This is a genomic window from Chryseobacterium sp. JK1, assembly GCF_050632815.1.
Classification (GTDB): domain Bacteria; phylum Bacteroidota; class Bacteroidia; order Flavobacteriales; family Weeksellaceae; genus Chryseobacterium.
Genome location: NZ_JBODRU010000001.1, coordinates 913033 through 938426 on the forward strand (window position 1 = coordinate 913033; position 25394 = coordinate 938426).

26 protein-coding genes are annotated in these 25394 nt (G+C 38.3%); 16 read left to right on the forward strand and 10 right to left on the reverse strand.

The features are described 5' to 3' along the window. Positions 1-54 precede the first annotated feature (54 nt). The 6 genes from ACQ76T_RS03990 to ACQ76T_RS04015 all read left to right on the forward strand — a co-directional run bounded on the left by ACQ76T_RS03990 (position 55) and on the right by ACQ76T_RS04015 (position 7344). A complete protein-coding gene (locus ACQ76T_RS03990) occupies positions 55-1506 on the forward strand; it encodes a bifunctional 2-methylcitrate dehydratase/aconitate hydratase (RefSeq protein ID WP_431342049.1) in 1452 nt (483 codons plus the stop codon). A 100-nt stretch (positions 1507-1606) separates the two neighbouring features. Continuing rightward, the gene (locus tag ACQ76T_RS03995; protein ID WP_431342050.1) at positions 1607-3103 is read left to right on the forward strand and encodes a CoA-acylating methylmalonate-semialdehyde dehydrogenase; all 1497 of its coding nucleotides are present in this window, start codon (positions 1607-1609) and stop codon (positions 3101-3103) included. Positions 3104-3200: 97 nt separating this feature from the next. Further along, positions 3201-4361 (forward strand): acyl-CoA dehydrogenase family protein, encoded by a 1161-nt coding sequence (locus ACQ76T_RS04000; RefSeq protein WP_431342051.1) that lies wholly within the window; start codon positions 3201-3203, stop codon positions 4359-4361. 95 nt (positions 4362-4456) lie between these two features. Then, on the forward strand, positions 4457-5539 hold the full coding sequence (locus tag ACQ76T_RS04005) for an enoyl-CoA hydratase/isomerase family protein (protein WP_431342052.1): 1083 nt from the start codon (positions 4457-4459) through the stop codon (positions 5537-5539). Between the two features lie 107 nt (positions 5540-5646). Continuing rightward, positions 5647-6531 carry a 3-hydroxyisobutyrate dehydrogenase gene (gene mmsB, locus ACQ76T_RS04010; protein WP_431342053.1) on the forward strand — a complete coding sequence of 295 codons (885 nt, stop codon included), beginning with the start codon at positions 5647-5649 and terminating at the stop codon, positions 6529-6531. Positions 6532-6561: 30 nt separating this feature from the next. Continuing rightward, positions 6562-7344, forward strand: a complete 783-nt coding sequence (locus ACQ76T_RS04015; RefSeq protein WP_431342054.1) for an enoyl-CoA hydratase/isomerase family protein — start codon at positions 6562-6564, stop codon at positions 7342-7344. 92 nt (positions 7345-7436) lie between these two features. Here the strand turns inward: ACQ76T_RS04015 and ACQ76T_RS04020 are convergent, their stop codons facing one another. Next, on the reverse strand, positions 7437-7898 hold the full coding sequence (locus tag ACQ76T_RS04020; RefSeq protein ID WP_431342055.1) for an Lrp/AsnC family transcriptional regulator: 462 nt from the start codon (positions 7896-7898) through the stop codon (positions 7437-7439). A 278-nt stretch (positions 7899-8176) separates the two neighbouring features. Then, complete coding sequence (locus ACQ76T_RS04025) at positions 8177-9373, reverse strand: S41 family peptidase (RefSeq protein ID WP_431342056.1); 1197 nt, start codon at positions 9371-9373, stop codon at positions 8177-8179. 562 nt (positions 9374-9935) lie between these two features. Between ACQ76T_RS04025 and ACQ76T_RS04030 the strand changes: the two genes are divergently transcribed. Next, positions 9936-10547, forward strand: coding sequence for a DUF1062 domain-containing protein (locus ACQ76T_RS04030; protein WP_431342057.1), 612 nt, complete (start codon positions 9936-9938; stop codon positions 10545-10547). 81 nt (positions 10548-10628) lie between these two features. On the opposite strand, the gene ACQ76T_RS04035 is transcribed toward ACQ76T_RS04030, so the two are convergent. Further along, positions 10629-11555, reverse strand: coding sequence for a Dyp-type peroxidase (locus ACQ76T_RS04035; protein ID WP_431343713.1), 927 nt, complete (start codon positions 11553-11555; stop codon positions 10629-10631). Between the two features lie 203 nt (positions 11556-11758). Between ACQ76T_RS04035 and ACQ76T_RS04040 the strand changes: the two genes are divergently transcribed. The 9 genes from ACQ76T_RS04040 to ACQ76T_RS04080 all read left to right on the forward strand — a co-directional run bounded on the left by ACQ76T_RS04040 (position 11759) and on the right by ACQ76T_RS04080 (position 19013). Next, positions 11759-12508: a sulfite exporter TauE/SafE family protein gene (locus ACQ76T_RS04040; protein ID WP_431342058.1), complete on the forward strand. Its 750-nt coding sequence runs from the start codon at positions 11759-11761 to the stop codon at positions 12506-12508. A 19-nt stretch (positions 12509-12527) separates the two neighbouring features. Next, complete coding sequence (locus ACQ76T_RS04045) at positions 12528-12770, forward strand: MoaD/ThiS family protein (protein ID WP_431342059.1); 243 nt, start codon at positions 12528-12530, stop codon at positions 12768-12770. 17 nt (positions 12771-12787) lie between these two features. Then, positions 12788-13240 (forward strand): molybdenum cofactor biosynthesis protein MoaE, encoded by a 453-nt coding sequence (locus ACQ76T_RS04050; RefSeq protein ID WP_431342060.1) that lies wholly within the window; start codon positions 12788-12790, stop codon positions 13238-13240. A 47-nt stretch (positions 13241-13287) separates the two neighbouring features. Then, positions 13288-14163, forward strand: coding sequence for a formate dehydrogenase accessory sulfurtransferase FdhD (gene fdhD / locus ACQ76T_RS04055; RefSeq protein WP_431342061.1), 876 nt, complete (start codon positions 13288-13290; stop codon positions 14161-14163). A 70-nt stretch (positions 14164-14233) separates the two neighbouring features. After that, positions 14234-14584, forward strand: a complete 351-nt coding sequence (locus tag ACQ76T_RS04060) for a DUF7009 family protein (RefSeq protein ID WP_431342062.1) — start codon at positions 14234-14236, stop codon at positions 14582-14584. Between the two features lie 21 nt (positions 14585-14605). After that, entirely contained in the window at positions 14606-16999 is a 2394-nt protein-coding gene (locus tag ACQ76T_RS04065) for an FdhF/YdeP family oxidoreductase (RefSeq protein WP_431342063.1), read from the forward strand. A 19-nt stretch (positions 17000-17018) separates the two neighbouring features. Further along, on the forward strand, positions 17019-17489 hold the full coding sequence (locus tag ACQ76T_RS04070; protein WP_431342064.1) for a molybdopterin-dependent oxidoreductase: 471 nt from the start codon (positions 17019-17021) through the stop codon (positions 17487-17489). 38 nt (positions 17490-17527) lie between these two features. After that, the gene (locus ACQ76T_RS04075) at positions 17528-18445 is read left to right on the forward strand and encodes a bestrophin family protein (protein WP_431342065.1); all 918 of its coding nucleotides are present in this window, start codon (positions 17528-17530) and stop codon (positions 18443-18445) included. A gap of 16 nt (positions 18446-18461) precedes the next feature. Then, entirely contained in the window at positions 18462-19013 is a 552-nt protein-coding gene (locus ACQ76T_RS04080) for a DUF488 family protein (RefSeq protein WP_431342066.1), read from the forward strand. Positions 19014-19034: 21 nt separating this feature from the next. On the opposite strand, the gene ACQ76T_RS04085 is transcribed toward ACQ76T_RS04080, so the two are convergent. From ACQ76T_RS04085 to ACQ76T_RS04115, 7 genes are all read right to left on the reverse strand, one after another. Beyond that, positions 19035-20078 (reverse strand): ThiF family adenylyltransferase, encoded by a 1044-nt coding sequence (locus ACQ76T_RS04085; protein ID WP_431342067.1) that lies wholly within the window; start codon positions 20076-20078, stop codon positions 19035-19037. A 36-nt stretch (positions 20079-20114) separates the two neighbouring features. Beyond that, complete coding sequence (locus ACQ76T_RS04090) at positions 20115-20720, reverse strand: NTP transferase domain-containing protein (RefSeq protein WP_431342068.1); 606 nt, start codon at positions 20718-20720, stop codon at positions 20115-20117. Continuing rightward, the gene (gene moaC / locus ACQ76T_RS04095) at positions 20701-21177 is read right to left on the reverse strand and encodes a cyclic pyranopterin monophosphate synthase MoaC (RefSeq protein ID WP_431342069.1); all 477 of its coding nucleotides are present in this window, start codon (positions 21175-21177) and stop codon (positions 20701-20703) included. Before moaC ends, ACQ76T_RS04090 begins: the two co-directional genes overlap by 20 nt. Positions 21178-21252: 75 nt before the next feature. Beyond that, on the reverse strand, positions 21253-22452 hold the full coding sequence (locus tag ACQ76T_RS04100; protein WP_431342070.1) for a molybdopterin molybdotransferase MoeA: 1200 nt from the start codon (positions 22450-22452) through the stop codon (positions 21253-21255). Positions 22453-22454: 2 nt separating this feature from the next. After that, positions 22455-23441, reverse strand: a complete 987-nt coding sequence (moaA, locus tag ACQ76T_RS04105; RefSeq protein ID WP_431342071.1) for a GTP 3',8-cyclase MoaA — start codon at positions 23439-23441, stop codon at positions 22455-22457. A 128-nt stretch (positions 23442-23569) separates the two neighbouring features. Next, positions 23570-24325, reverse strand: coding sequence for a LytR/AlgR family response regulator transcription factor (locus tag ACQ76T_RS04110; protein ID WP_431342072.1), 756 nt, complete (start codon positions 24323-24325; stop codon positions 23570-23572). Then, complete coding sequence (locus ACQ76T_RS04115) at positions 24322-25389, reverse strand: sensor histidine kinase (protein WP_431342073.1); 1068 nt, start codon at positions 25387-25389, stop codon at positions 24322-24324. Before ACQ76T_RS04115 ends, ACQ76T_RS04110 begins: the two co-directional genes overlap by 4 nt. Positions 25390-25394 lie beyond the last annotated feature (5 nt).

Genomic DNA, 25394 nt, shown 5'->3' on the forward strand with positions numbered 1-25394 from the left:
TTTCAATTTTCACACGCTATTTTCAATTAATAAAAAATTTTCAACGATAAAAAAATGAGTTCACACATTTCAAACGAAAGACCACAACCGGACAAAGTATTAGTAGACATTGCAGATTATGTATTAAACTATGAAATTAAAAACGATTTAGCCTGGAAGACCGCTCACTACTGTCTTTTAGACACAATCGGGTGTGGTTTGGAGGCATTAACGTACCCTGCCTGTACAAAATTGTTAGGCCCTGTAGTGAAAGGTACGGTAGTGCCAAACGGAGCAAAAGTTCCTGGTACACAGTTTCAGCTGGATCCTATTCAGGCTGCATTCAATATTGGAGCAATCATCAGATGGTTGGATTTCAATGATACCTGGCTGGCTGCAGAATGGGGACACCCGTCCGATAATCTTGGCGGAATTTTAGCGACGGCTGACTGGTTGTCCAGAACCAATATTGCAGAAGGAAAAGCGCCTTTGAAAATGAAGCAGGTTTTAGAAGCAATGATCATGGCTCACGAAATTCAGGGAGTGATGGCTTTGGAAAACTCGTTCAATAAAGTGGGATTAGACCACGTATTATTGGTTAAACTTGCCTCTACTGCGGTAGTAGGAAAACTGATAGGATTAAACCGTGATGAGATCATCAATGCCGTATCACTGGCTTTCGTAGACGGACAATCTCTGAGAACTTACCGCCACGCCCCAAATACAGGTTCTCGTAAATCCTGGGCGGCAGGAGATGCTACATCAAGAGCTGTACGTCTTGCTCTGATTGCTAAAACAGGAGAAATGGGATACCCATCCGTTTTAACAGCAAAAACATGGGGATTCTATGACGTTTCTTTCAAAGGAAATGAATTCAAATTCCAGAGAGACTACGGCTCTTATGTAATGGAAAATGTTTTGTTTAAAATTTCTTTCCCTGCAGAATTCCACTCACAAACAGCAGTAGAAGCAGCAATGACATTACACTCAACATTGAAAGGCCTTGGAAAAACAACAGATGATATTAAAAAAGTAACCATCCGTACGCATGAAGCAGCGATCAGAATTATTGATAAAAAAGGACCATTGAACAATCCGGCAGATCGTGATCACTGTATTCAATATATGGTTGCTGTACCATTAATTTATGGAAGACTTACAGCAGCAGATTATGAGGATAACATCGCTTCAAATCCTGGAATCGATATTCTGAGAGACAAAATTGAATGTGTAGAAGACGTTCAGTTCACAACAGATTATCACGATCCGGAAAAACGTTCTATTGCCAACGCAATGACGATAGAATTAAATGACGGAACCATTCTGGATGAAATCGTTGTAGAATATCCTATCGGTCATAAACGCAGAAGAGAAGAAGGAATTCCTGAACTTATCAGAAAATATAAAGTCAACCTAGCCCGTATCTTCCCTGAAAAACAGCAGAAAACGATTCTTGAACATTCATTGGAGTATGATACATTAGTCAATCTGAATGTTAATGAATTTGTTGATCTTTTAATCATTTAAAATGAAAAATGGAGAGTAAAAGGTTGAAAATGAAAAGGAAACGTCTCATGATGAATTCTGCATTTTCAACTTTAAACTCTTCGTAATCAACCAGAAAAATATGTCACAAAAAGTAAAAATATTAATCAATGGAAATTTTACAGAAAGTACAACTAAAGAATATCTTCCTGTAGAAAATCCGGCTTCCTTAGAAATTCTTGCAGAAGTTCCCCTTACCGAACTATCTGAGATAGACGAAGCCATTGAAGCCGCTAAAGAAGCCTTCAAAACCTGGAAAGAAGTAGCCACTCCCGAAAGAGCCCGATTATTTCTGAAATACCAGCATCTTTTAAAAGAAAATCAAAAAGAAATCGCAGAAATCCTATCCAAAGAAAACGGAAAAACCTTTGCTGATGCTATGGGTGACGTTTGGAGAGGAATAGAAGTAGTGGAACACGCCTGTAATATTCCTACCCTGATGATGGGAGAAACGGTAGAAAATGTAGCCAGAGGAGTAGACACTTACAGCTATATACAGCCTCTTGGAGTGTGCGCGGGAATTACTCCTTTTAACTTTCCTGCGATGATTCCTTTGTGGATGTTTCCTATGGCAATTGCCTGTGGTAATACATTCATCCTGAAACCTTCGGAGCAAACACCTATGACTTCCATGAAAATGGCAGAGCTGTTTTTAGAAGCAGGTTTCCCAAAAGGAGTTCTGAATATCGTTCACGGTTCCAAAGATCAGGTGAACCATATTCTGAATCACCCTGAAATTAAAGCTATATCTTTCGTGGGTTCTGTGCCGGTTGCAGAACATGTGTACCGTACAGGAACAGACAATCTGAAGAGAGTTCAGGCTTTTGGGGGAGCAAAAAATCATATGGTTGTGATGCCGGATGCCAATAAAAATCAGGTGATCAATAATCTGGTAGGAGCCTCTTGTGGAGCGGCTGGGCAGCGTTGTATGGCTATAAGTGTTGCGGTGTTGGTAGGAGAAGCTCAGAACTGGGTGGATGATATTAAAAAGGCGTTAGGAACTATCAAACCAGGGGTTTGGTCTGACGAATCAGCAGCATTTGGTCCTTTAATCAATAAGCAATCTAAGGACAAAGTACTGAGATTAATCAAAAGTGCTTACGATCAGGGAGCCGATGTTCTTTTAGATGGAAGTGATGCCAAAGTGGAAGGCTATGAAAACGGATATTTCGTAGGACCTACATTATTCAGCAACGTATCCGTAGATATGGATATTTATCAGGAAGAAATTTTCGGACCTGCATTGCTTTTACTGAAAGCTGAAACGCTGGACGAAGCCATCAGAATTATCAATGAAAACCCTTACGGAAACGGTACGTCAATTTTTACCAATTCCGGAGCTGCCGCAAGAAAATTCCAACATGAGATCGAAGTAGGACAAATAGGAGTCAATCTTCCTATTCCTGTTCCATTGCCGTTTTTCTCTTTTACGGGATGGAGAAAATCATTTTTCGGAGATCTGCATTCCTACGGAAAACAGGGAGTCCGTTTCTACACGGAAACCAAAACTATCACCGCCCGTTGGTTCGAAGAAGACGTGCCGGGAGGTAACGTGAATATGACCATCAGTCTTAAATAATTGAAAACGGAAAGTTGAACATTAAAAGCAATGTGCTTTCACCTTTCATAAAAGTTCAGCTTTCCCTTTTCATTCTCAACTTTAGTACATCAATAATATGGAGTTTAATCTAAGTCAAGATCAGCTGGCATTTCAGGATGCTGCAAGAAAATTTGCTGAAAAAGAGCTTTTTCCCTATGCTTCCGAATGGGATGCCGAAAAGAAATTCCCAAGAGAAGCTATTGCCAAAGCCGGAGAACTTGGGTTCTGCGGTGTTTATACCAGTGAAGAAGCCGGAGGATTGGGATTATCACGATTGGATGCTGCCATTATATTTGAAGAATTGGCTGCAGCTTGTCCATCCACTACTGCCTATATTACAATACATAATATGGTAGCTTGGATGATGGATGAATTTGGAAGCGATGAGATCAGAAAAGAACTGTGTCCTGATCTTGCCGCGGGAAAATTGTTAGGATCTTATTGTCTCACTGAGCCGGGCTCCGGTTCTGATGCAGCAGGTCTAAAAACTACCGCAGTAAAGAAAGGGAATAAATATATCATCAACGGAACCAAAGCCTTCATCTCCGGAGCCGGGGAAAGTGATATTCTGATTGTTATGGCCCGCACAGGGGAATCCGGAACAAAAGGAATCAGTGCATTTGCCGTTCATGCAGACGCTAAGGGAATCAGTTTTGGAGAAAAAGAAAAAAAGCTGGGCTGGAATACACAACCTACACGTTTTGTATTTCTAGATCATGTGGAAGTTGATGAAAAATACCTTCTGGGGACATTAGGGGAAGGATTTAAAATTGCTCTGAAAGGGCTGGACGGAGGCCGTATCAATATTGGAACCTGCTCTGTAGGAGCCGCTCAGGGAGCTGTTAATCAGGCCCAACGATATATGCATGAAAGGCAGCAGTTTGGTAAATCTCTGGCACAGTTTCAGTCGCTTCAGTTTAAAATTGCCGATATGGCTACAGAATTGGTTGCCGCGCGCCAAATGGTACAACTGGCAGCCTTTAAGCTTGATTCTAAGGATGTAAATGCCACCACTTATTGTGCCATGGCGAAAAGGCTGGCCACTGATATGAGCTTTAATATATGCAACGAAGCACTTCAGATATTAGGAGGATATGGCTGTACACAGGATTTTCCGGTGGAAAGGCTTATGCGCGATGCCAGAGTACATCAGGTTGTAGAAGGGACCAATGAAATTATGAAACTGGTGATTTCAAGAAAGATCCTTGAAGAAGGCGCTACCTTGCAAATAAGATAATCAATGGGTTGAAAAAACGTGAGTTAAAAATTTATGTATTTTAAATTCACAAATAGCTTTCAATTTCCAGATCAAACAAATTTTCAATTTAAAACATGAGTCTAATACTAACAGAAATAAAAAATAAAGTCGGAATTATCACATTACATTCTGAAAAAACACTCAATTCGCTGTCATTAGAGATGATAGAAGAACTGAAAGTTGTTTTAGATAGCTGGAAGATATCCGGCGATGTAGCCTGTATATTCCTTCAGGGAGCAGGTGAGAAGGCGTTCTGTGCAGGAGGAGATGTAAGAAAACTGCACGATGCGATCATTGCTCAGCGTTCCATTGATGCTGCAGAAGTTCCTCAGGACTGCCTCGATTTTTTCTCCAAAGAATATCAGGTAGATTATAGTATTCATACCTATCCAAAACCTGTTATTGTCTGGGGACACGGAATTGTAATGGGAGGTGGTATCGGTTTAATGGTGGGCGCATCCCATCGTATTGTTACCGAAAGAAGTAAGCTGGCCATGCCGGAAATCACGATCGGTTTATATCCTGATGTAGGTGGAACATGGTTTTTGAATAAAATGCCTTCTGCTTACGGATTATATCTGGGATTAACCGGGGCAAGACTTGACGGAGCCGACTGTAAATTTTTAGGATTGGCAGATTATTATATTGAATCATCTTCAAAAGAAGCAATTCTCGATACCCTTTTCAAAACAGAATGGAATGGCTCTCCTCATAAAACGGTTTCCAATATTCTTGAAAATATTTCGAAAGATATGGTCATTCCGGAATCTCAGGCATCAATGCATCAGTCTTTTATCCAGCAGTTTGAAGGAGTAGAATCTTTGAATGAATTCAGAGAAATTTTAATTCATCAGAAAGATAAGGACGAATGGATTAATAACGGGATAAAAAGTTTTGTAGCCGGGTCACCAAGCTCAGCACACATTATTTTCAGACAGCTGAAAGAAGGAAAAGACTTAAGTTTGGAAGAAATTTTTCAATCTGAGCTGAATCTTTCATGCCAATGCTGTATTCACCCCGATTTCGCAGAAGGAGTGAGGGCTTTACTGGTAGACAAAGATATGTCTCCAAAATGGACCCCGGTAACATTAGATGACATCACAGAAGAATGGGTAGACTCTTATTTCTATGAGTTGAAAGTTGAAAACGGGAAGTAGATTTTAAAACAATTGCAAAACGTATTTCATTCTTTATCATGTGATAATCATTTGAAATTTCAAGTAATGATTACCAATTTTTAACTTTTAATTTTAAACTAATAAAAATGTCAAATATAGCATTCATAGGATTAGGAAATATGGGAGGCCCAATGGCGGTTAACCTGATAAAAAACGGTCACAGCGTTGTTGGTTTCGATCTTTCGGAAACAGCGTTGCAAACCTTGAAAGAAGCCGGTGGGCAGGTTGCAGATTCTGCTTTGACTGCTGCCAGAGATGTCGATGTAGTAATATCGATGCTGCCTTCTGGAAAACACGTTGCAGATTTATATTCTGAAAGCTTTATAAACAGCCTGAAACCTAATACACTTTTGATCGACAGCAGTACTATTGATGCTGTTACTGCCCGTTCTGTTGCAGAGCTTGCCGTTTTAAAAGGGTGTAAAATGATTGATGCCCCGGTGTCAGGAGGAACCTCTGGAGCACAGGCAGGAACTTTAACCTTTATTGTAGGAGGGAAGCAGGAAGATTATGAAAAAGCCAGACCCATACTGAAGTGTATGGGACAGAATATATTCCATGCCGGAGAGTCCGGGGCAGGGCAGGTGGCTAAGATCTGTAATAATATGTTATTGGCTATTCATATGATCGGAACTTCCGAGGCGATCAATCTGGGAGTGAGACATGGTCTTAATCCTCAGGTTTTAAGTGAAATCATGCAGAAAAGCTCAGGAAAAAACTGGTCTCTCGAAGTATATAATCCTTATCCCGGCGTCATGGAAAATACTCCAGCGTCCAGAAACTATTCAGGAGGTTTTGCTGTAGATCTCATGACCAAAGACCTTGGATTGGCCGCAGAAGCCGGACTGGAAACAAAAACGTCCACTCCTCTTGGAAATACAGCCCTTAATTTATACAGAATGTGGAGCGGAGCTGGAAACGGAAAAATAGACTTTTCCAGCATTATTCAATTTCTGAATGCAGAAGCTTAAAAATTTTAACCATTAACGATCAATTAAAACGTGAATTTCGAAACATTACTATATCAGCAAAATGGTCATATCGGAACTTTGACGATCAACAGACCACAGGCATTGAACGCCTTGAATGAGCAGGTTCTAAAAGAATTAAAATCATTTGCCGACGAAATCAGGGCGGATAAAAGCGTACGGGTACTCATTGTTACCGGGTCAGGAGAAAAAGCATTTGTTGCGGGTGCCGACATCAAGGCGATGCAGGAAATGAGTCCTAAAGAAGCAGAAGTGTTTTCAAAAGCCGCCCAAAGTGCCTTTAACGCGATTGAAGAATTACCATTTGCCGTAATTGCTGCCGTAAACGGTTTTGCATTGGGAGGAGGATGCGAAGTGGCTTTGGCCTGCGACATCATTATCGCCAGTGAAAAAGCAAAATTTGGACTCCCAGAAGTGACTCTGGGATTATTGCCTTGTTTTGGCGGAACTCAGCGCCTGCCTAGAGCAATCGGCTTGTACAAAGCAAGAGAAATGGTTTTTTCAGGAGAATTTTATTCAGCGCAATCTTGTAAAGAGCTCGGTTTTGTGAATCATGTTTTTGCTCCTGAAGAACTTCTGAATGAAACGCTGAAACTTGCACAAACAATTGCTTCCAGAGGTCCTGTAGCGGTTGCAAAAGCGAAACAGTCATTAAATACAGGATTTGAAATGCACCTTACGGAAGGATTGCATCAGGAAGCTGTCTTGTTTGGAGAACTGTTTACTACAGAAGATCATAATGAAGGCATTGGTGCGTTTGTAGAAAAGCGCAGCCCAAGCTTCATAGGAAACTAATTCCGGTTGAAAATGGAAAATTGAATTTTAACAGCGTAATCCGTTTTATTTCATGTAGGTAAGGAAATCATTTTTCAATTTTCCATTTTCAGCTATATTGTTATTCCATGATTGTTCTTTACCTCTGCCATCACAAAAGTACTGTGAGTACTTCCTATAGAATCTACAGAACCTAATTTGTTAAATACAAAGTCTTGATAATGTTTCATATCCCGAACCTGAACTTTCAGTAGGAAATCAAAATCTCCGGAAATATTATAACATTCGGCAACTTCTTCAATTTCCAGAATTTCTTTTACAAAATCGTACCCTACAGATCGGTCATGAATTTTTAATTTGATCTGGCAGAAAATAGTAAAACCACGATTGAGCTTTTCCGCATCCAGAACGGCTGCATATCTTTTTATATATCCCTCCTGCTCAAGTCTCTTTACCCTTTCAAAAACAGGAGAAGGAGAAAGGTTTACTTCTCTAGCCAGTTCTTTTACCGTCAGTTTTGCATTTTTTTGTAGCAGCCTCAGAAGCTGTACATCTTTATCATCAAGTTGTTCCACAGAATGTTATTCTTTTAATTATAAAAACAGTCAAATTTATGGAATAATATTCTTTTATTAATTATTTTAAAAGTTTGATTTGCTTAATTTTTTACTTATGATTGTTGTTTTATTCTGTGTTGCTGATTTTAAATAAAATTACAAACTTTTACTGATGACATTTGTTGTGGGTAAAAATCCAGTTCTTTATACATATTTCATCCAACAGGAGAGGCTTTACTTAAGGTAAACCCCAGGCTAACAGTAAAATAATAAACATTTTATGAGGTGTGTTTATTTTATTGAATTTCTCTTGCTTTCTGAAAAGTATCCTCCATATTTTGAGTCAGTATTGCAGGAATATAATCTTCTCTTGGCGTTCCGTTAATGTGATAAAGTCTTTCTGCAGGAAACTGAAATCCTATTTTTGTCTCAGACATCTGAAAACTTGAAATAGCTCCTAAAAGGCCAGCCATTTGGGTACCTATCACCGTAGCTCTATTCATCCCATCAAAGCCTATGGCAATTCCTTCGCCCATACTTCCCGTCCAGTGGCTGACAAGAATATAAAGATTTCCTTTAAAGATTTCCTTTCTCGGACTTACATATTCTGTCCAGTGTCTTAAGGTTTGATATTCTTTCTCTGTAAATTCATGAGTTTGATAGGGTAGCTGCTTATCTGTAAATCTACCCATTATGGCTCGGGCCACTGTTGAATTTCCGCCACCCGGAGTCTCTGTGAGATCAATAATCAAGTTTTTATAAAGTAAAAAACCGTCAAGAGTTTTATCAAACTCAGCAATAAGCTGGTTGTTTCCCAGAGAATTATTGATTTTTATATAAGCGGTCTGAGGGTTCATTACTTTACTATAAAGCAACTGATCGCTATTTCCATAAGTGACAGGAGAAAAGGTCTTTTCTTTTCCATTGATCACAGCGGTTATCTCTCTCTTTTCATTATGTGTGCCTGCAAACAGCATATCAATAGCATATTGTTGCATTTTTTGATTGTATTTGTTGGTGAATTTTGGTGAAAACTGCTTTAGCTGTGGATCAATAGGTTTACCATTAAATTTGGTTACTTCCATTCCAATTTGTAATCCGGCCAAATCAGATCCAAAGCCTTTTCTGAGGTCTTTTATAAAATATTGAGTACCATTTTTCTCAATGTAGAGATCGGAGCCGGAAGGAACTAAGCGGTTGGAAGTATTTAAATTGGTATTAAGCGAAGAATGTCCATTGTAAAGTTCATTCAGTACTTTTTCAAGAAAATGGATAAATTCTTCACGGCTGGAAATTTTTTCAGTCTGAGGCTCATATATTTTTTTTACTTCTTTCCAGTTAATATGCTGCTGATCCAGATAAGCATAATGTTCATTAATATCGGACCAGAATTCTTGAAAATCTTTTTGATATTGATTTTGAGCAAAACTGAGATTTCCAAAAAGTAAGAGTACAGCCAGTAAGAAAAACTGCCACAGTTTTTTAGTGTTCATCGGGGTTATTATATTTTCGATCTAATATATAAAAACAATTTAAATCCGCATTTCATTACTTTATACAGATTCTTTTTATTTAAGAATCTAAATACATTGATTTTTCTATCGTCATTTTTGAAAATTGTAGATGAATAGCGTGTTTTGTTGTGTTTAGGAAATTAAAACAGAGAAAAACCTTATTGTTTTTACAAAATTTCTTACTTTTATCATAACCCAAAAAATAAATCGTTTTGAGAACGACTCTTAAACTTATTATAGCTTAATATCAGTCTTAGCAACCACAGGCTGATAATTCTTTCGTTCAGATAATTCTATCTGAGCAGGTTTTCATTTTCTCATATTATTTACTGTATTGTCTGCAAAGGCAAGTATATCTCTTGTTTCAGCTTTGGCATCTTTATGATTACCATCTGAAATAAGCGGTTGGCTTATAGTTGGAAACGTCTTGTAAAAACCGATTTTATTCTATCTCTGGCTTTCCGGAACCTGTATCTGTTGCTGTAATGCATGAATAATATGTGAAGAATTTCACAAAGAATAGTAAGCATAATGATAAGCGATGAGTATAGAATATATATGGGAGATAAAAGCGAAAAACACTCCCTTTTTAAAAAAGAAATGCAACCACTGTAGTAGTGATAGATTCCAGTGTAGTGATAAATTCAGGTTGAATACCCAAAAGAAAAACATGGATATATGGTTAATTTACCGTTGTGTACATTGCCAGAACCGATACAATATGACCCTTTTTTCCAGGATAAGAACAGAAAAGATTGATAAAGATCTGTTTAATAAAATGTCAGAAAATGATACAATGACAGCCTGGGAATATGCTTTTTCTCATGAAATAAGAAGAAAAAATAACGTTGAAGCCGATCTGGAAACAGTTGATTACGAGGTAATCTGTGACGGGATTTCAGTAGAAGATCTACCGGATTCCGACCATGAAATGCTTACCATTGTTATTAAATCTCCTTTTGATTTTCATCTTAAAATATCTTCCGTAGTGAGAATAGGATTAAAACTTTCATCGGGCAAGTTAAATCGTTTGATTGAAATGAACGGGATCTTTGTTCATAAGAAACCTTTACAAAGGAAACATAAGATTAAAAACGCAGACGAAATCCGAATTCATGCTGTGACATTAAAAAAGATACTTTCCGAAGAGTAATTAAACCTGTTTTAATAAAAAATGGACCGTTTTTCAGTTAAAATGGTCCATTTTTATAGATTGAAATTCTTGTATTTCGCTTTATGAAGAAAATTCATCCAGCATATCTGCCGAAGGAACAAAAAATAAGGTTCCCGTCTGAGCTGTACTGAAATCAAGAATTCTATCGTAATTTCCTACAGGATCACCAATGAACATATTTGTAAGCATTTTTTCAACAGTACTGAAAGTGCTGGCATAGCAGATGAAGTAGGTACCCATCTCATTGGTAGAAACATTTCCAAATGGCATATTATCCCTCACCACTTTAAAATCGTCACCTATATTAGCCAGAGCAATGTGAGAATTTTTGGGCTTTACATCATCATCCATTTCTATATCATGTTCCTTCGATCTTCCGATAACTTTTTCCTGATCCTCTACAGAAAGAGATTTCCAGGCATTCATATTATGGAGGTATTTCTGAACAAAAAGATAACTTCCCCCTTCATATTGAGGATCAGAATCTCCAATGATGGCAAAATAATCACGGTCTTTTCCGTGTGGATTTTCCGTTCCATCCACGAAACCTAAAATAGACCTGCTGTCCCAATAGCGAAACCCCTGAACCTCAACAATACAGTCTGCAATCTCTTTTATAAAATCAGAAATCGTTGAAGCCATATCATAAGCAAGACTTTTTTCATCTGCACGAATATGGAAATGCAGATCTCCCCGGGTGCTTATCGCCGTATGTTTGCTGCCTTTTATTTCCTCGAAATTCTTAAATTCTTTCGGTAATGGCTTTGGAAGTTCCAATTGCTGCCATGCTTCGTAGCCTATTCCCAAAACACAGCTTGCCTTGGCATCCGGAAAACGGTCTAGGGCAGAATTATTAAGATTTGTAATAAGGGCACAGATCCTCTGAAATACAGATTTAATTTTAGAAAGATCGGAATCCTGTTTAAAGTTCCAAACCAGAAAATAAGTATTGTTGTTAGGATAATCTGTGACGTTTTGGGAGTTCATACTTTTTGAAGTTTCGTTTACTGACATCTCTAATTTTCTAAGAATTTAATTTAATGAATAAAGTTATGATATTACTTGAGTCTTAAGATAAACAATTTATTATATTTTTTTCATAAATCAGAAGGCAGACTTTTACCTTTTACACTTTAAGCAAGCTATAAAATGAGTATTATTGTAATAAGATTCACCTTCAACAAAATACTATGGGACATTGGGAAATTTTTCTGTTCTTTTTAATCATTGCTTTTGTATACTCATCCGTAGGATTTGGCGGCGGTTCCAGTTATCTTGCTGTATTGGCCATGTATAGCCTGCCATATCAGGAAATCCGATTAACGGCTCTTATCTGTAATGTAATCGTAGTTGTAGGAGGAGTATATATCTACCTTAAAAATAAGCAGATAGATTGGAAAAAAGTACTCCCCATTACACTTATCAGCGTTCCTATGGCCTTTTTAGGAGCAATCGTAAAAATAAAACAGGAAACCTTCTTTCTGATTCTGGGAATTACCCTCATCCTGGCCGCAGTATTGTTATGGATAAAAACCGATGGTAAAAATGAAGCGATCATTACAGAAAACCCAAAATCTTCAATCGTAAGAAATAGCTTTTTAGGAGGTGGAATAGGCTTTTTATCAGGTTTAGTAGGAATTGGGGGCGGAATTTTTCTTTCTCCACTTCTGAATTTGATGAAATGGGATACACCCAGAAAGATTGCTGCAACCTCAAGTGTTTTCATCCTGGTTAATTCAATTTCAGGAATTTTTGGTCAATTATCAAAACTATCTGTAGGGATGGATTATTTCAGAATTGTAAGTCTATGTCTTGCCGTGTTGATTGGCGGGCAGATCGGTGCTAGAATGTCCCTAAAATGGAATCCTTTAATTATAAAAAGAATGACCGCTGTTCTTGTATTGGTTGCGGGGATAAATGTTTTAATAAAATACGGGTAGAATAAATTTACACAAGAAAATGAAAATTAAGATATTAGCTTTCGGAATTACCAAAGATATTTTTGGAACATCTGAAAAAGAAATAGAAGCAGAAGATAATTTAACTGCAGGACAATTGAAAAACCTGTTAGAAGACCGTTTTCCAGACCTGAAAAAGCTGAAATCCTATTTTATAGCTCTAAATGAAGAATATGCAGAAGATCATCAGACCATTACAGAAACTGATGAAATTGCCGTTATTCCTCCAGTAAGTGGCGGCTAGATGGAAAATGTTGGATAATGAACACCTCGGTTTCGTATAAAAACAAAAATGGAATGATTGATATTAAAATAACAGACACTCTCCTAGATATTACAGAATGTCTGGCAACAGCTCAGGACCTCGGCAGTGGGGGCATCGCCACCTTTATAGGAACCGTTCGTAATGTGACAGAAAACAAACCTGTAATCCGCCTTGAGTACGAATGTTACCAGTCTATGGCAGAAAAAGAAATAAAAAAGGTGGCAGAGAAGGCCGTTTCTATATTTTCGGTTCGCAACGTTGTTGTTCATCATCGCGTAGGAACGTTATTTCCTGGTGATGCTGCGGTGATGATCGTTGTAAGCGACGGACATAGAGATGCAGTTTTTGACGCCTGCAAATACATTATAGACACAATAAAACAGACCGTCCCCATTTGGAAAAAAGAAATTTTTGAAGATGGAGAAGAATGGGTTTCTGCTCACCCATAATTTCAAGAACGAAAATTCGTATATTTACTATACCAGATTATTCAGCTATGAAAACCAATCTATTAGAAACTCGGTCTGTACGACAGATAGAAATTATCAAAATAAAAGATAACAGCAGTTTTCCTTATACTGATGATGTTTCTGTAGAAGAACCTCTGGAAATAAGGATTTCTTATGGTGCTGAAAATCACAGAGAATATAAAAATATATCCGTTACCATGAGAACTCCCGGTCATGATGCTGAACTGGCAGCAGGTTTTCTCTTCACAGAAGGAATCATTTCCAGCTATCAGAAGATCAGAAAAATAGATCATCCGCAAGCTGAATGTTCTAAAAACCGGGAAAATATCATTGAAGTGGAGCTGGTGGAAGATTGCATTCCACATCTGATGAGCGCAGACCGTAATTTCTATACCACTTCCAGTTGCGGTGTTTGCGGAAAAAGCTCTATAGAGTCCATAAAAACAGTAAGTACTTTTCAAAATATTGAAACGGAAAAACGATCTGTCACTCTTGAAACATTGTACCAATTGTCCGGAAATCTACAGGAATTTCAAAACAATTTCAGTGCGACAGGAGGCATTCATGCTTCAGGAATTTTTGATTTCAATGGAAATCTGCTTGCCGTAAGAGAAGATGTAGGAAGACATAATGCATTGGATAAACTGATTGGTCATGCCTTATTTACAGAACAGCTTCCGCTGAAAGATGTCATTGTAGTATTAAGTGGAAGAGCCAGCTTTGAACTCATTCAGAAAGCTGCGATGGCAGGAATTTCTATGGTGGCAGCAATCGGAGCGCCATCAAGTTTGGCTGTAGAATTGGCTAAAGAATTTGATATAACGCTTTTGGGATTTCTCCGGGATAACAGATTGAATATCTATCACAAAAGCATCCATCACGAAATTATTAACCATTACTAATCCTGTAGGATTTTTGAATAGAAAATTCTTCACGAACGAGACAGTAAATCCATTGTAAAAAAGTAAAACTATGAAAATAAGAATAAAAGACAATTCTATAAGATTTCGTTTAACCCAATCAGAAGTTTCAGAATTAGGATCTAACGGAGCCGTTTCCAGTGTGACTCAGTTTGTTGACAAACCCTTTATCTACACAATAGAGAAAACAGGAGAAGATGTTTTGTGTGCTTCTTTCATTGAAAATAAAATCATCCTGAAAATGCCAAGTGCGATGATAAAGGAACTGGTTTCTACTGATACCGTAGGTTTTGATGGTCAGACAGGATTAGTCAAACTTTTGGTTGAAAAGGATTTTGTATGTATCGACAATACTGTGGAGGACCAGAGTGACAACTATCCGAATCCCAATCTTACATGTTAATCACTTTACAAAATAAAGAGTATGGAAGAAAATAATAAAAACAAGGTAGAAGAAAAAATCAGCCACGAACCCAGCGCTGAAAACCCCTTCACTTTACTCGACCTTAAACTGACACATGTAGGCAAAGCCGCAGCGGGAGTGCCTGCTGTAATGGCTGCTTTTAGTGATTTAATAGAAGAAAAAACACCTGTCCGGGGGATGAGGGCATTATTTAAAATGAATCAGATGGGTGGGTTCGACTGCCCAAGCTGTGCATGGCCGGACCCAGACGATGAGCGGTCTGCTCTGGGTGAATATTGTGAAAACGGAGCAAAAGCTCTGGCTGAAGAAGCTACAACAAAAAAAGTAACCCCCGAGTTTTTTCGACAAAACTCCCTATACGACCTTGCAAAATTAGATGACCACCAGATCGGAAAAATGGGACGTCTTACCGACCCTATGTATCTGGCACCGGGAGCAACCCATTACGAACCCATAAGCTGGGATCATGCTTTTCAAAAAATAGCGGAACATTTCAATGCATTAGAATCACCCAATGAAGCCGCTTTTTATACTTCCGGGCGTACAAGTAATGAAGCGTCATTTGTGTATCAGTTGTTTGCCAAAGAATTTGGAACCAATAATATGCCTGACTGTTCCAATATGTGCCATGAAACCTCCGGATCAGCGTTACGACCAACCATAGGAATTGGCAAAGGAACAGTAACCCTGGACGATTTTCATAATGCTGAACTTATCATTATTATAGGACAAAATCCGGGCACCAACGCCCCGAGAATGCTGAGTGCTTTGACAAAAGGGAAAAAAAACGGGGCTAAAATCATCGCCGTCAACCCTTTACCAGAAGCCGGATTAATGGGATTTATCGATCCTCAGAATGTAAAAGCAATTCTTAGAGGCGGAGTACAGCTTGCAGACCTTTATTTACCCGTAAAGATCAATGGTGATATGGCGTTGCTGAAAGCTCTGGAACTTATTTTAATTGAGTTGGAAAAGAAAAACCCTGGGAAAGTTTTTGATGAAGAGTTTATCAGAGACAAAACAGTAGGATATGAAGAATTTCTGAAACAGTTTGATCATTATAACCTGGACGAACTGGCTGAACTTTCAGGTGTTTCCCAGGAAGCTCTCTATCAGGCAGCAGAAATGATCGCATTCAAAAAACGGATCATCATCAGCTGGGGCATGGGGCTTACACAACAGCCCAATGGCGTAGATATGATCCGAGAAATCCTGAATATTCTTCTATTGAAAGGAAGTATAGGAAAACCGGGAGCAGGAGTATGTCCTGTGCGCGGCCACAGCAACGTACAGGGAAATAGAACCATGATGATAGATGAGAAACCTACCGATGAACAGCTTGACCGTCTTGAAAATTTCTATGGTTTCAAAGTTCCACGCCAACATGGGTATGATGTAGTACGGGCCATAAAAGCCATTCATGAGGAAAAAGTAAAAGTGATGTTCTGTATGGGCGGTAATTTTCTTTCTGCAACTCCGGATACTACTTTTACAGCTCACGCGTTACGGAGACTCAATCTTTTGGTATGTGTTTCTACAAAGCTCAACCGCAGCCATCTTGTGCATGGTAAAGAAGCGCTTATTCTGCCTACTTACGGCCGAAGTGACAAAGATATCGTAAATGGAGAAGTACAGATTGTAAGCACAGAGAATTCAATGGGAGTCGTTCAGAGCTCAAAGGGAATGCTGGATGCCGTATCCGATAACCTGATCAACGAAACCCAAATCGTATGCCGTATGGCTATGGCTACTTTAGGAAGTCGGTCTGTCGTTAACTGGCAGCGTTATCATGACAGTTACGATGCGATAAGAGATGATATTGAGCAATGCATCCCTGGATTTACAGACTATAATGTACGCGTCAGACAAAAAGGAGGATTCTATCTTCCGAATGGAGCCAGAGATGAGCAGCGTTTTTCCAAAGATCTTGGAGGACGTGCACCATTTACTTTAACGGAAATTCCTGATAATACACTTGCTCCCGACGAATATATGATGGCTACCACCCGTACTCACGATCAGTTTAATACAACCATTTACGGATTGGACGACAGATACCGTGGAATAAAAAATGAACGCCGAGTCATCTTTATGAATCAGAAAGATATTGATAAAGCAGGATTTAAAGCAGGTGATAGAGTAGATCTTTACAATTATGATGACGGAATAGAAAGAGTTGCTCCTCTGTTTATCATTGTTTCTTATCAGATTCCTGAAAAAAATACAGTCACTTATTTTCCCGAAACCAATGTTCTGGTCTCTGTAAACAACGTCGTAAAAGAAAGCAATATGCCTGCTTCTAAATATGTTAAGATTAAAATTAAAAAACACGATCCCGAGGTGTATAAAAAAGTAGATGAAATGCTTTATCGGGGAGCCATTCAAAGATCATAATTATCATTAATATTGTACTATGAAAAAAATATTGCCTGTAGTTCTTCTGTTCCTGTCCGGTTGGGTATTCTGCCAGTCCGGTTTTAAACTGAAAGTAAACGGCGACGTTTCAAAACCTTTAGAACTGAGTTTGGCTGATCTATCAAAAATGCCAAGAAAGGAAGCTTCACTAAAAGACAAAGACGGCAATGTTCATGTATACTCTGGTGTTTCCGTTCAGGAGATTCTTGCAAAAGCGGGAGTTTCTTCAGGTAAAGAACTTCATGGAGAAAATCTTTCAAAATATCTTTTGGCTAAATGTACAGACGGATATCAGGTATTATTTTCCTTGGCAGAAATCGATGCTTCCATTGCAGACAAAAATGTAATCGTAGCAGATACTGTTGATGGAAAGCCTTTACCGGAGTCCGCTTCGTATTATTGCAGAAGGAGAGAAAAAGCCGGCCCGCAGTTCTTATCAACTGGAATCTTTGATGGTGGGGCAGATTAAAAAATAAAATTTTAGATAAAGACTTAACGAAAGAAAGTATGATTATAAGGAAGAAGGAAAATTGGTTCAAAATGCTTTTTGTTTGGCATGGCTCCGTATTGCCGAGGTTGTTGCCACGTCTTTTTTTACTTTTTATTTTATCACTGGGAGTTGTGTACCTGCGTGGGATGATATTTTCATTTAAAGTTCCGCTTAATCCGGCCCCTTTAACCTTATTTGGCTTTGTGCTCGCTCTTTTTTTAGGATTCAGGAATAGTGCGAGCTATGATAGGTTCTGGGAGGGGCGAAAATTGTGGGGAGCTTTATTAAATACTGCCAGATCGTTAACACGTCAGGTTTTAACCTTAAAAAGTACAAAAGAAACCAGTCTTTCATCTTCTGATTTTATCAATTTGTTAGGAGCTTTCATTTTCGCTTTAAAACATCAGCTCAGAGGGACAGATTCTTACGAAGACTTACAGCAAAGGCTAAATGAAGACCAAATGAAAGTTGTTGCCGCGGCAAAATACAAACCTGCAGTTATTATGCGTTTATTGGGAGAATGGGTGCAGAAGGCTAGGGAAGAGGGAATTATAGATTCTATTCAGCAATCCCGTTTTGATGAAAATTTTGACAAACTTTCCGATATTGTAGGAGGTTGTGAAAGAATTGTTTCTACTCCGATTCCTTATAGCTACAGAGTTTTATTACATCGTACAGTATATATCTACTGTTTTCTTTTACCATTTGGGCTTGTAGATTCATTGAGGTGGTTTACACCGCTTATTGTAGTCTTTGTTGCCTATACATTTGTCGCCTTTGAGGCCATAGCGGATGAAATTGAAGAGCCGTTCGGTACAGAAGCGAATGATCTGGCATTGAACAGCATGAGTGTTATGATTGATGAAACGATTCATGAAATGGCAGGAGAAACGATTTCTCATGCTCAAAAGCAAGTACAGAATATCATAGACTGATATTAGATAATAATACATGATGGAATCTTTAGAAAAACCTGTAATCTATACAATAGGACACTCTGTTCATCAGTTGGAATACTTTATTGAAATGCTGAAATCATTTGATATTGAAGTATTGGCAGATGTAAGAAGATTTCCGGGATCAAAGAGACTTCCTTGGTTTAGCAAAGACAATCTGCATAAAGTTTTACCGGAGAATCATATTGAATATATCCATCTGGAAGAGTTGGGCGGACGAAGGAAAGTACAGCCCAACTCAGTAAACAGCCGGTGGAAAAACGAGTCTTTCCGTGGATATGCCGATTATATGCAAACCGGAGAGTTTAGTAAGGCTGTTGAAAAGCTTGAACATATTGCAAAGAAGAAAACAACAGCTTTGATGTGTTCCGAAGCCGTATGGTGGAGCTGCCACAGATCTATGATCTCAGATTATCTTAAAGCGAAAGACTGGGATGTACAGCATATTATGAATATCGGAAAAACCGAAGAGCATCCCTATACTTCACCGGCGAGAATTCGCGATGGGAAGGTATTTTACTCTGATGAAAGTTTATTTGACGAATAAAATGCTATTGTAAAGTCTTTTTTAATGAATCATCTTGCTTATTCCGTCTTGTAAAGAAAATACCTCTTTTTCAGGAAAAACTTTTTTAATGGTTTTAGTTGCTTCTATACTCCGTTTTCCGGAATGACAATAAAAAACAATAGGATGGGTAATACGAGAAATATAATGGAAGTTCTCCTGTAATTCATCCAAAGGAATATTTTTTCCACCAATATTAAAATTTTCGTGTTCCTGCTGAGTGCGTACATCTATTATTTCAAAATGACTTTTATTGTCCTGGGTCAATTGCTCAAAAGTTATACGCTGAACGGTTTGAGGTAATTCTGTAATGGATAGTGATGTTTTTTTAAGTTTAATAACCTGTGTTCTGCCACTCAAAACATTCATCATCCAGAGTTTGCCCGATAAAATATCTTCGGACTGTGTTATATATTTAATAGTTTCATTAGCCTGCATGCAGCCAACTATTCCTGCGAGGGTAGGAATAACACCTCCTTCTCTGCAATTGGGAACCTGTGCATTTTCTGCATTGGGAAAAACATCTCGATAATTGGGAGAATAAGTGCCGTCCTGCTGCAAAACATTCCAAATGCTTACTTGCCCTTCATGTTGATAGATGGCTCCGTAAACCAAAGGCTTTCCTTGAAGTACACAGGCATCATTGAGTAAACATTTGGTTTCAAAATTATCGGTTCCTTCAATAACCAGATCAAATTCTGAGATCAGATCCAAAACATTGGAAGAGGAAACTCTCATTGGATAAGGAATAACAGTAACAGAAGGATTTTGTACCTGGAGTTTTTTTGCCGCCACATCTACTTTTAAGAGACCAATATCATCAGGGGTATATAGGATTTGACGATGAAGATTACTTAAAGAAACATGGTCGTCATCCGCAATACCAATGGTTCCTACTCCTGAAGAAGCGAGATATTGTGCGCAGGGACAGCCAAGTCCTCCCATTCCTACAATAAGAACTTTTGCATTTTTAAGCAGTTCCTGAGTTGCTGTTCCAAAACCTGGTAAAGCAATCTGACACTGATAACGTTCCAATGATGTATTCATACAATTCCTTTAAAATCTTAAAAAGTTTCTGATGGGCTAATTTTTTAATATTTTCTGAGCTTTTGCCGCATCTTCCGGGGTATTTACATTCATTAAGGCATCCGGATTATCGGGCTTCAGGATAAGGGTATCGCTATTGATCAAAACTTTTCTTGGGCACGTATTTCCAATTCCCAGAAAATTAAGCAGAAGAGGATAGCTTTTCGGTTCCCAAATCGTGATTAAAGGTTCCGGCAGTCCATCAAAAGGACTTTCATAGGTAGTAGCGGCCTTTTCAGGATCTCTCGACTGAATTAAAAATTCAAGGGATTTCCGGTCAAGAAGAGGAAGATCACAGGCAACCACCAGCCAGGCTTTATCTCTCTGAGACCGCAATGCGGAAAGAATACCTCCGAATGGTCCCATATTCAGGAATGTATCGGTAAGAGCTTGGTAACCGCTATTAAAATTTTCCAATTGATCCTGTCTGCAGGAAATGAAAACTTCATCACAGAAAGGAGCCAGAAGATCTGCTGCAAAATAGCGCTGTTCTTTTCCGTGCCAGTTGAGCAAATCCTTAGCATGTCCCATCCGTACACTTTTACCACCCGCCAGAACAAGACCGTTGATGGCAGGTATTGTTTTATGTTCTTCTGAAATCATTTTTTCCCCCTGATTTTTCTATTAATTTAATTTCTTTGATGATAATATCATGGCTGAATGCTTTACACATGTCATAGATCGTTAATGCGGCTGTAGAAGCTCCGGTAAGTGCTTCCATTTCCACACCTGTTTTGGCTTCAACACTGGTGGCACATTCAATCACGATTTCGTTTTTTTCGTTAAGCTCTATCTGCAAATTGCAGTTGTCAAGTCCAATGGGATGACAAAGCGGGATCAGGTCACTGGTCTTCTTTGCTCCCATAATTCCGGCAATAATGGCAATTTGAAATACAGAACCTTTTTTAGTTTTAAAATCATCTTTCTTCAGGGCCTCCAAAACATTTTCAGGTAAAGAAATGATGGCCCGGGCCACAGCTTTTCTATGGGTGATTTCTTTATTTCCTACGTCTACAATGACGGGTTGTCCGTTTTTATTAAGATGGGTAAAGTCTGACATATATTTTGAATCGGGATTTATATACACGAATGTTCTTTATCTATGTATTCATGTATTTTTAATCAATTTTTTCAGTTATAAATTATATTTCCATATTTTAAAAACTTCTCCTTTTTTAAAGGTATTCTGTTCCAAAGGCAGTTCTATGAAAGCATCCGTATCGGCAAGGTGAGAAAAATCACCGGAACCGTTGGTATTAACAGATTCTGCGGTGAGATGTCCTTGTTGATTGACCTGAAGCTTCACTTGCGCAAAGTATTGAAGAGTAAAAGGAAAATCAATATCATTCTGTAAAACAGCATACTGTTGTGAACTTTCAATACCCATAGATTGTTCCAGCCAGGGAATAAAGTACCGATGCAGACACATAAATACCGAAACAGGATTTCCCGGAAAAGCAAAAACCAGTTTATGATCTGAGTTTTTACCAAACCAGAATGGTTTTCCCGGTCTTTGTTTTATCTTGTGAAAAAGCTTTTTTATTCCAAGTTCTTCACAAACTTTAGGCAGATAATCGAATTTTCCCATAGAAACTCCGCCACTCATGAGAAGAATGTCGTATTCAATAATACAGCGGGAAAGTTCCTTTTTGATTTCATTATAATCATCATTAAGGTGAAGATTATCTGCCTGAATACCATATTTTTTCAGAACAGACTGTATGGTGATTCCATTTGATCTCCTTAGCTGAAACGGACTGGGAACCGATTCTGGGCTTACCATCTCGTCTCCTGTAGAAATAATAAGAACCTTGGGCAGTTTTTTCACCAGCAGAGAGGTTTTTCCAATGGAAGCAGCAATTCCGATAACAGCAGGGGAGATTACCTGATTGGTTTTTACCAATATTTCTCCTTGTTTTTTATCCCTCGCTTTCAGATGAATATTTTGTCCTTTTTTTATATGAATAGTAAGCTTTGCTATTCCATTTTCAATAGAAATATCTTCGTAGCGAATAACGGTATCTACAGAATGGTCCAAGGCGGCCCCTGTCATTATTTCAACACATTCGCCATCTGAATCAATAGATACAGAAGGTTCTCCTGCAGCTTGTACGGCTTTAATTCTGAAAGATGAGGTTCCTCTTTCATACGCTTCATATTTAATCGCTATTCCATCTACAGTAGGTCTGTCAAAAGGAGGAAGGCCCCTGTCTGCTATAAGATGTTCTGCCAAAATCCTGCCTAATGCCTTTTCATAAGAAACATATTCTTCCCCAAAGTTCTGAATTTGGGAAAGTATTATATTTTCTGCCTGTTGTACGGTGATCATTTCCATAGTTATCCTCCTATTGTTGCCATAGACTGGTGGATCTGTGAAGCCGTTAAAGTGTGTTTTTCAGCTTCCCAACCGTCTTTGGGTTTATGATGTATTGTTTTGATGATAATATGGGTAAGTTCTTCGTCGGTTTTTCCTGAGCGTATTTCATCTTTCAGATTGATGCCGCCGCCTTCATACAAACAGCTTCTCAGTATTCCGGAAGGGGTAATTCGGATCCTGTTACAATCACCGCAAAAAGAGCGGGTGTAGGCAGCAATAATCCCGATATTACCTGTGAATGCGGGTATTTTATATTGATACGAAGTGGAGCTTTTAGGGTCTTCAGTTTTGATGAGCTGTGGAAAATAATCTTTGATATGATTAAGAATTTTTGAATGATTCCAATGAAGAGTTGTTGTGTGATCATCTCCATTGAAGGGCATTTCCTCAATAAAACGTACATCTACAGGAAGATCTTTCGTAAGCTGAACCAGCGGAATAATATCTTCTATATTCTGATTTTCCATCACCACTGTATTGATTTTTACCTGAATCTCATGTTTAAGCAAACTGTCAAGTGTCTTCATAACTTTGTTAAAGCTTCTGCGGCGGGTGATTGTGAAAAATCTGTTTTCGTCCAATGTATCAAGGCTCAGGTTAACCGATTTTATTCCAAACTCTTTAAGCTGTGGAATATATGGTTCGGTAAGAAGTCCATTGGTGGTGATACTCAGATCTGTAAGATTATTGAGATGTGAGATATTTTCAATAAGACTGATGCAGTTTTTTCTTACAAAAGGTTCTCCGCCTGTTATTCTGATTTTATTGACGCCTAAGCCAGTGAAAATGGAACATATTCTTACCATTTCTTCATCAGTCATCAGATCATTCTGCTTGATCCACACCAATCCGTTTTCCGGCATACAATAGGTACATCGGAGGTTGCAGCGGTCAACAACAGCCAGTCTTAGATAATTGATATGTCTTCCGAATTTGTCTGTAAGCATATTCATACAAAAGAACCTTACACAAATATACTTATTGTTTTATCGGGAAACCAAAAAATATCAGTATTGAAGGTGAAGTATTCAAAAATCTATCCTTAACTTTTCGGATAATAGCAGGATGATAGAGTTTAATCATCATTTAACCATTCCAGAAAATGCTGTACCCGAGCCCGGCTTACAATAATTTCATGAGGACATGGGGGTTCAAATGCAATAATGAGACGGCTGTTGATTGTTTTCTTGATTCCTTTAATAGCTTTTATGTTGGCAATACAATTGCGGGAAACCCTGAAAAACAGATCTGCGGGAGTCTGGCCTTCCAGTTGGTCCAAAGTATAATTGATAATGTACCGTTTATCATCCAGGGTATGAAGCATGACAACCTTTTCTTCACTGTAGAAATAGGCGATATTCCGGGATTCTACGTAAAGATATCCTTCTCTGGAATGTACAAGGAAGCGATTTTTAACCTTTTTCATTAAGGCAGACTCTACCATTCGAATTCCCATAGCTTCCTGCTCTTTGTTGAAATGAAGGTTTTCCAGCTTTATGATCGCACGTTCAAGATCTTCTTCGGAAATGGGTTTTAACAGATAATCGATACTGTTTACTGTAAAAGCTTGAATGGCATATTCATCATAGGCCGTAGTAAAGATGATAGGGACTTCCACATTGATATGATTAAATATTTCAAAGCAGCTGCCATCAGACAGACTGATGTCCATGAGAATAAAATCCGGTTTATTTTCCTCTAGAAATTCTACAGATTCCAAAACACTTTGGGTTCTTTCTAGTAAGATATAGCCAGGACGGAGCTTATCCATCATTCTTTTCAGTTCTGAAAAAGCCAGACGTTCATCCTCAACAATTAAATATTTCTTCATTCTATGAAAGGTATTTTTACAATAAAAAGATCTTCATCCTGTTTTATTTCCAGTTTTTTATGATAGCGGTCGTATTGTGTATTCAGAAAAGACAGGCCTATTCCTTCTCCCTTGGTAACATCATTCCGTAAAGATATTCTGTTTTGGAAAGAAACGCCATCTTTATTGACGGAAATATGGATCAGCAAAGGATCTGCTATGGAACTCACATTATGTTTAAAGGCATTTTCAAGAAGAAGCTGAAAACTGAATGCCACAACTGTGCGATGTTCCCATTCTTGTACAGAGTCTATTTCGATTTTAAAACCGTTTTCAAACCTGATTTCCATCAAAAACAAATATTGCCTGAAGAAATGCATCTCTTCTTTTAATGTATTTAAGGGCTTTTTGCTTACCGAAAGGACCTGTCTGTATACCTGAGAAAGCGCTTTGGTGTACTTGTTTGCCTGATCCTGATTTTCATAGATCAACGAAGAAAGGACATTCAGTGAATTAAACAGGAAGTGCGGGTTAACCTGTGCTCTTAAAGCATTATACTGATACATAAGCATATTTCTTTTAGCCTTTTCAGAAGCTTTAATGGCTTTACGCTCTGCCTGAAAATAAAATAACAGATCAAGAACAAGCAAAATCGGCAGGTTGGCGGTGATGTTGAGAATAAGCCCCGATTTATAGGATAGAGACTGCTTAATTCCCACATCAAATATCTCGGTCACCATAAAGTTGAACGTAAAATATAGAATGATACACAGCAGAATATTGCTCACAAACAGGGAAGAAGCATGTCTGTAAAGGCTATTATGCATAGGAGTAATCCTGTTGATCAACTTGATGAGCTGATAATCCAGAAATGTCATGACCAGAATAATAGGATAGAAGAGGGCCAACTGCAGCAGAAAATTATCCCAAAGGCTTACTTTTGATAAAATACTGCTCTTCATAATGGTATTGAAGAAAAAAATCTGGTAAACCGTGTAAATGGTGGTGACTACGAAGTAATAGAAAATAATCACATATCTGTTGGACTTTCTTTCCTTATCCCGGAAAAATTCAGAAAAATTCATATTCT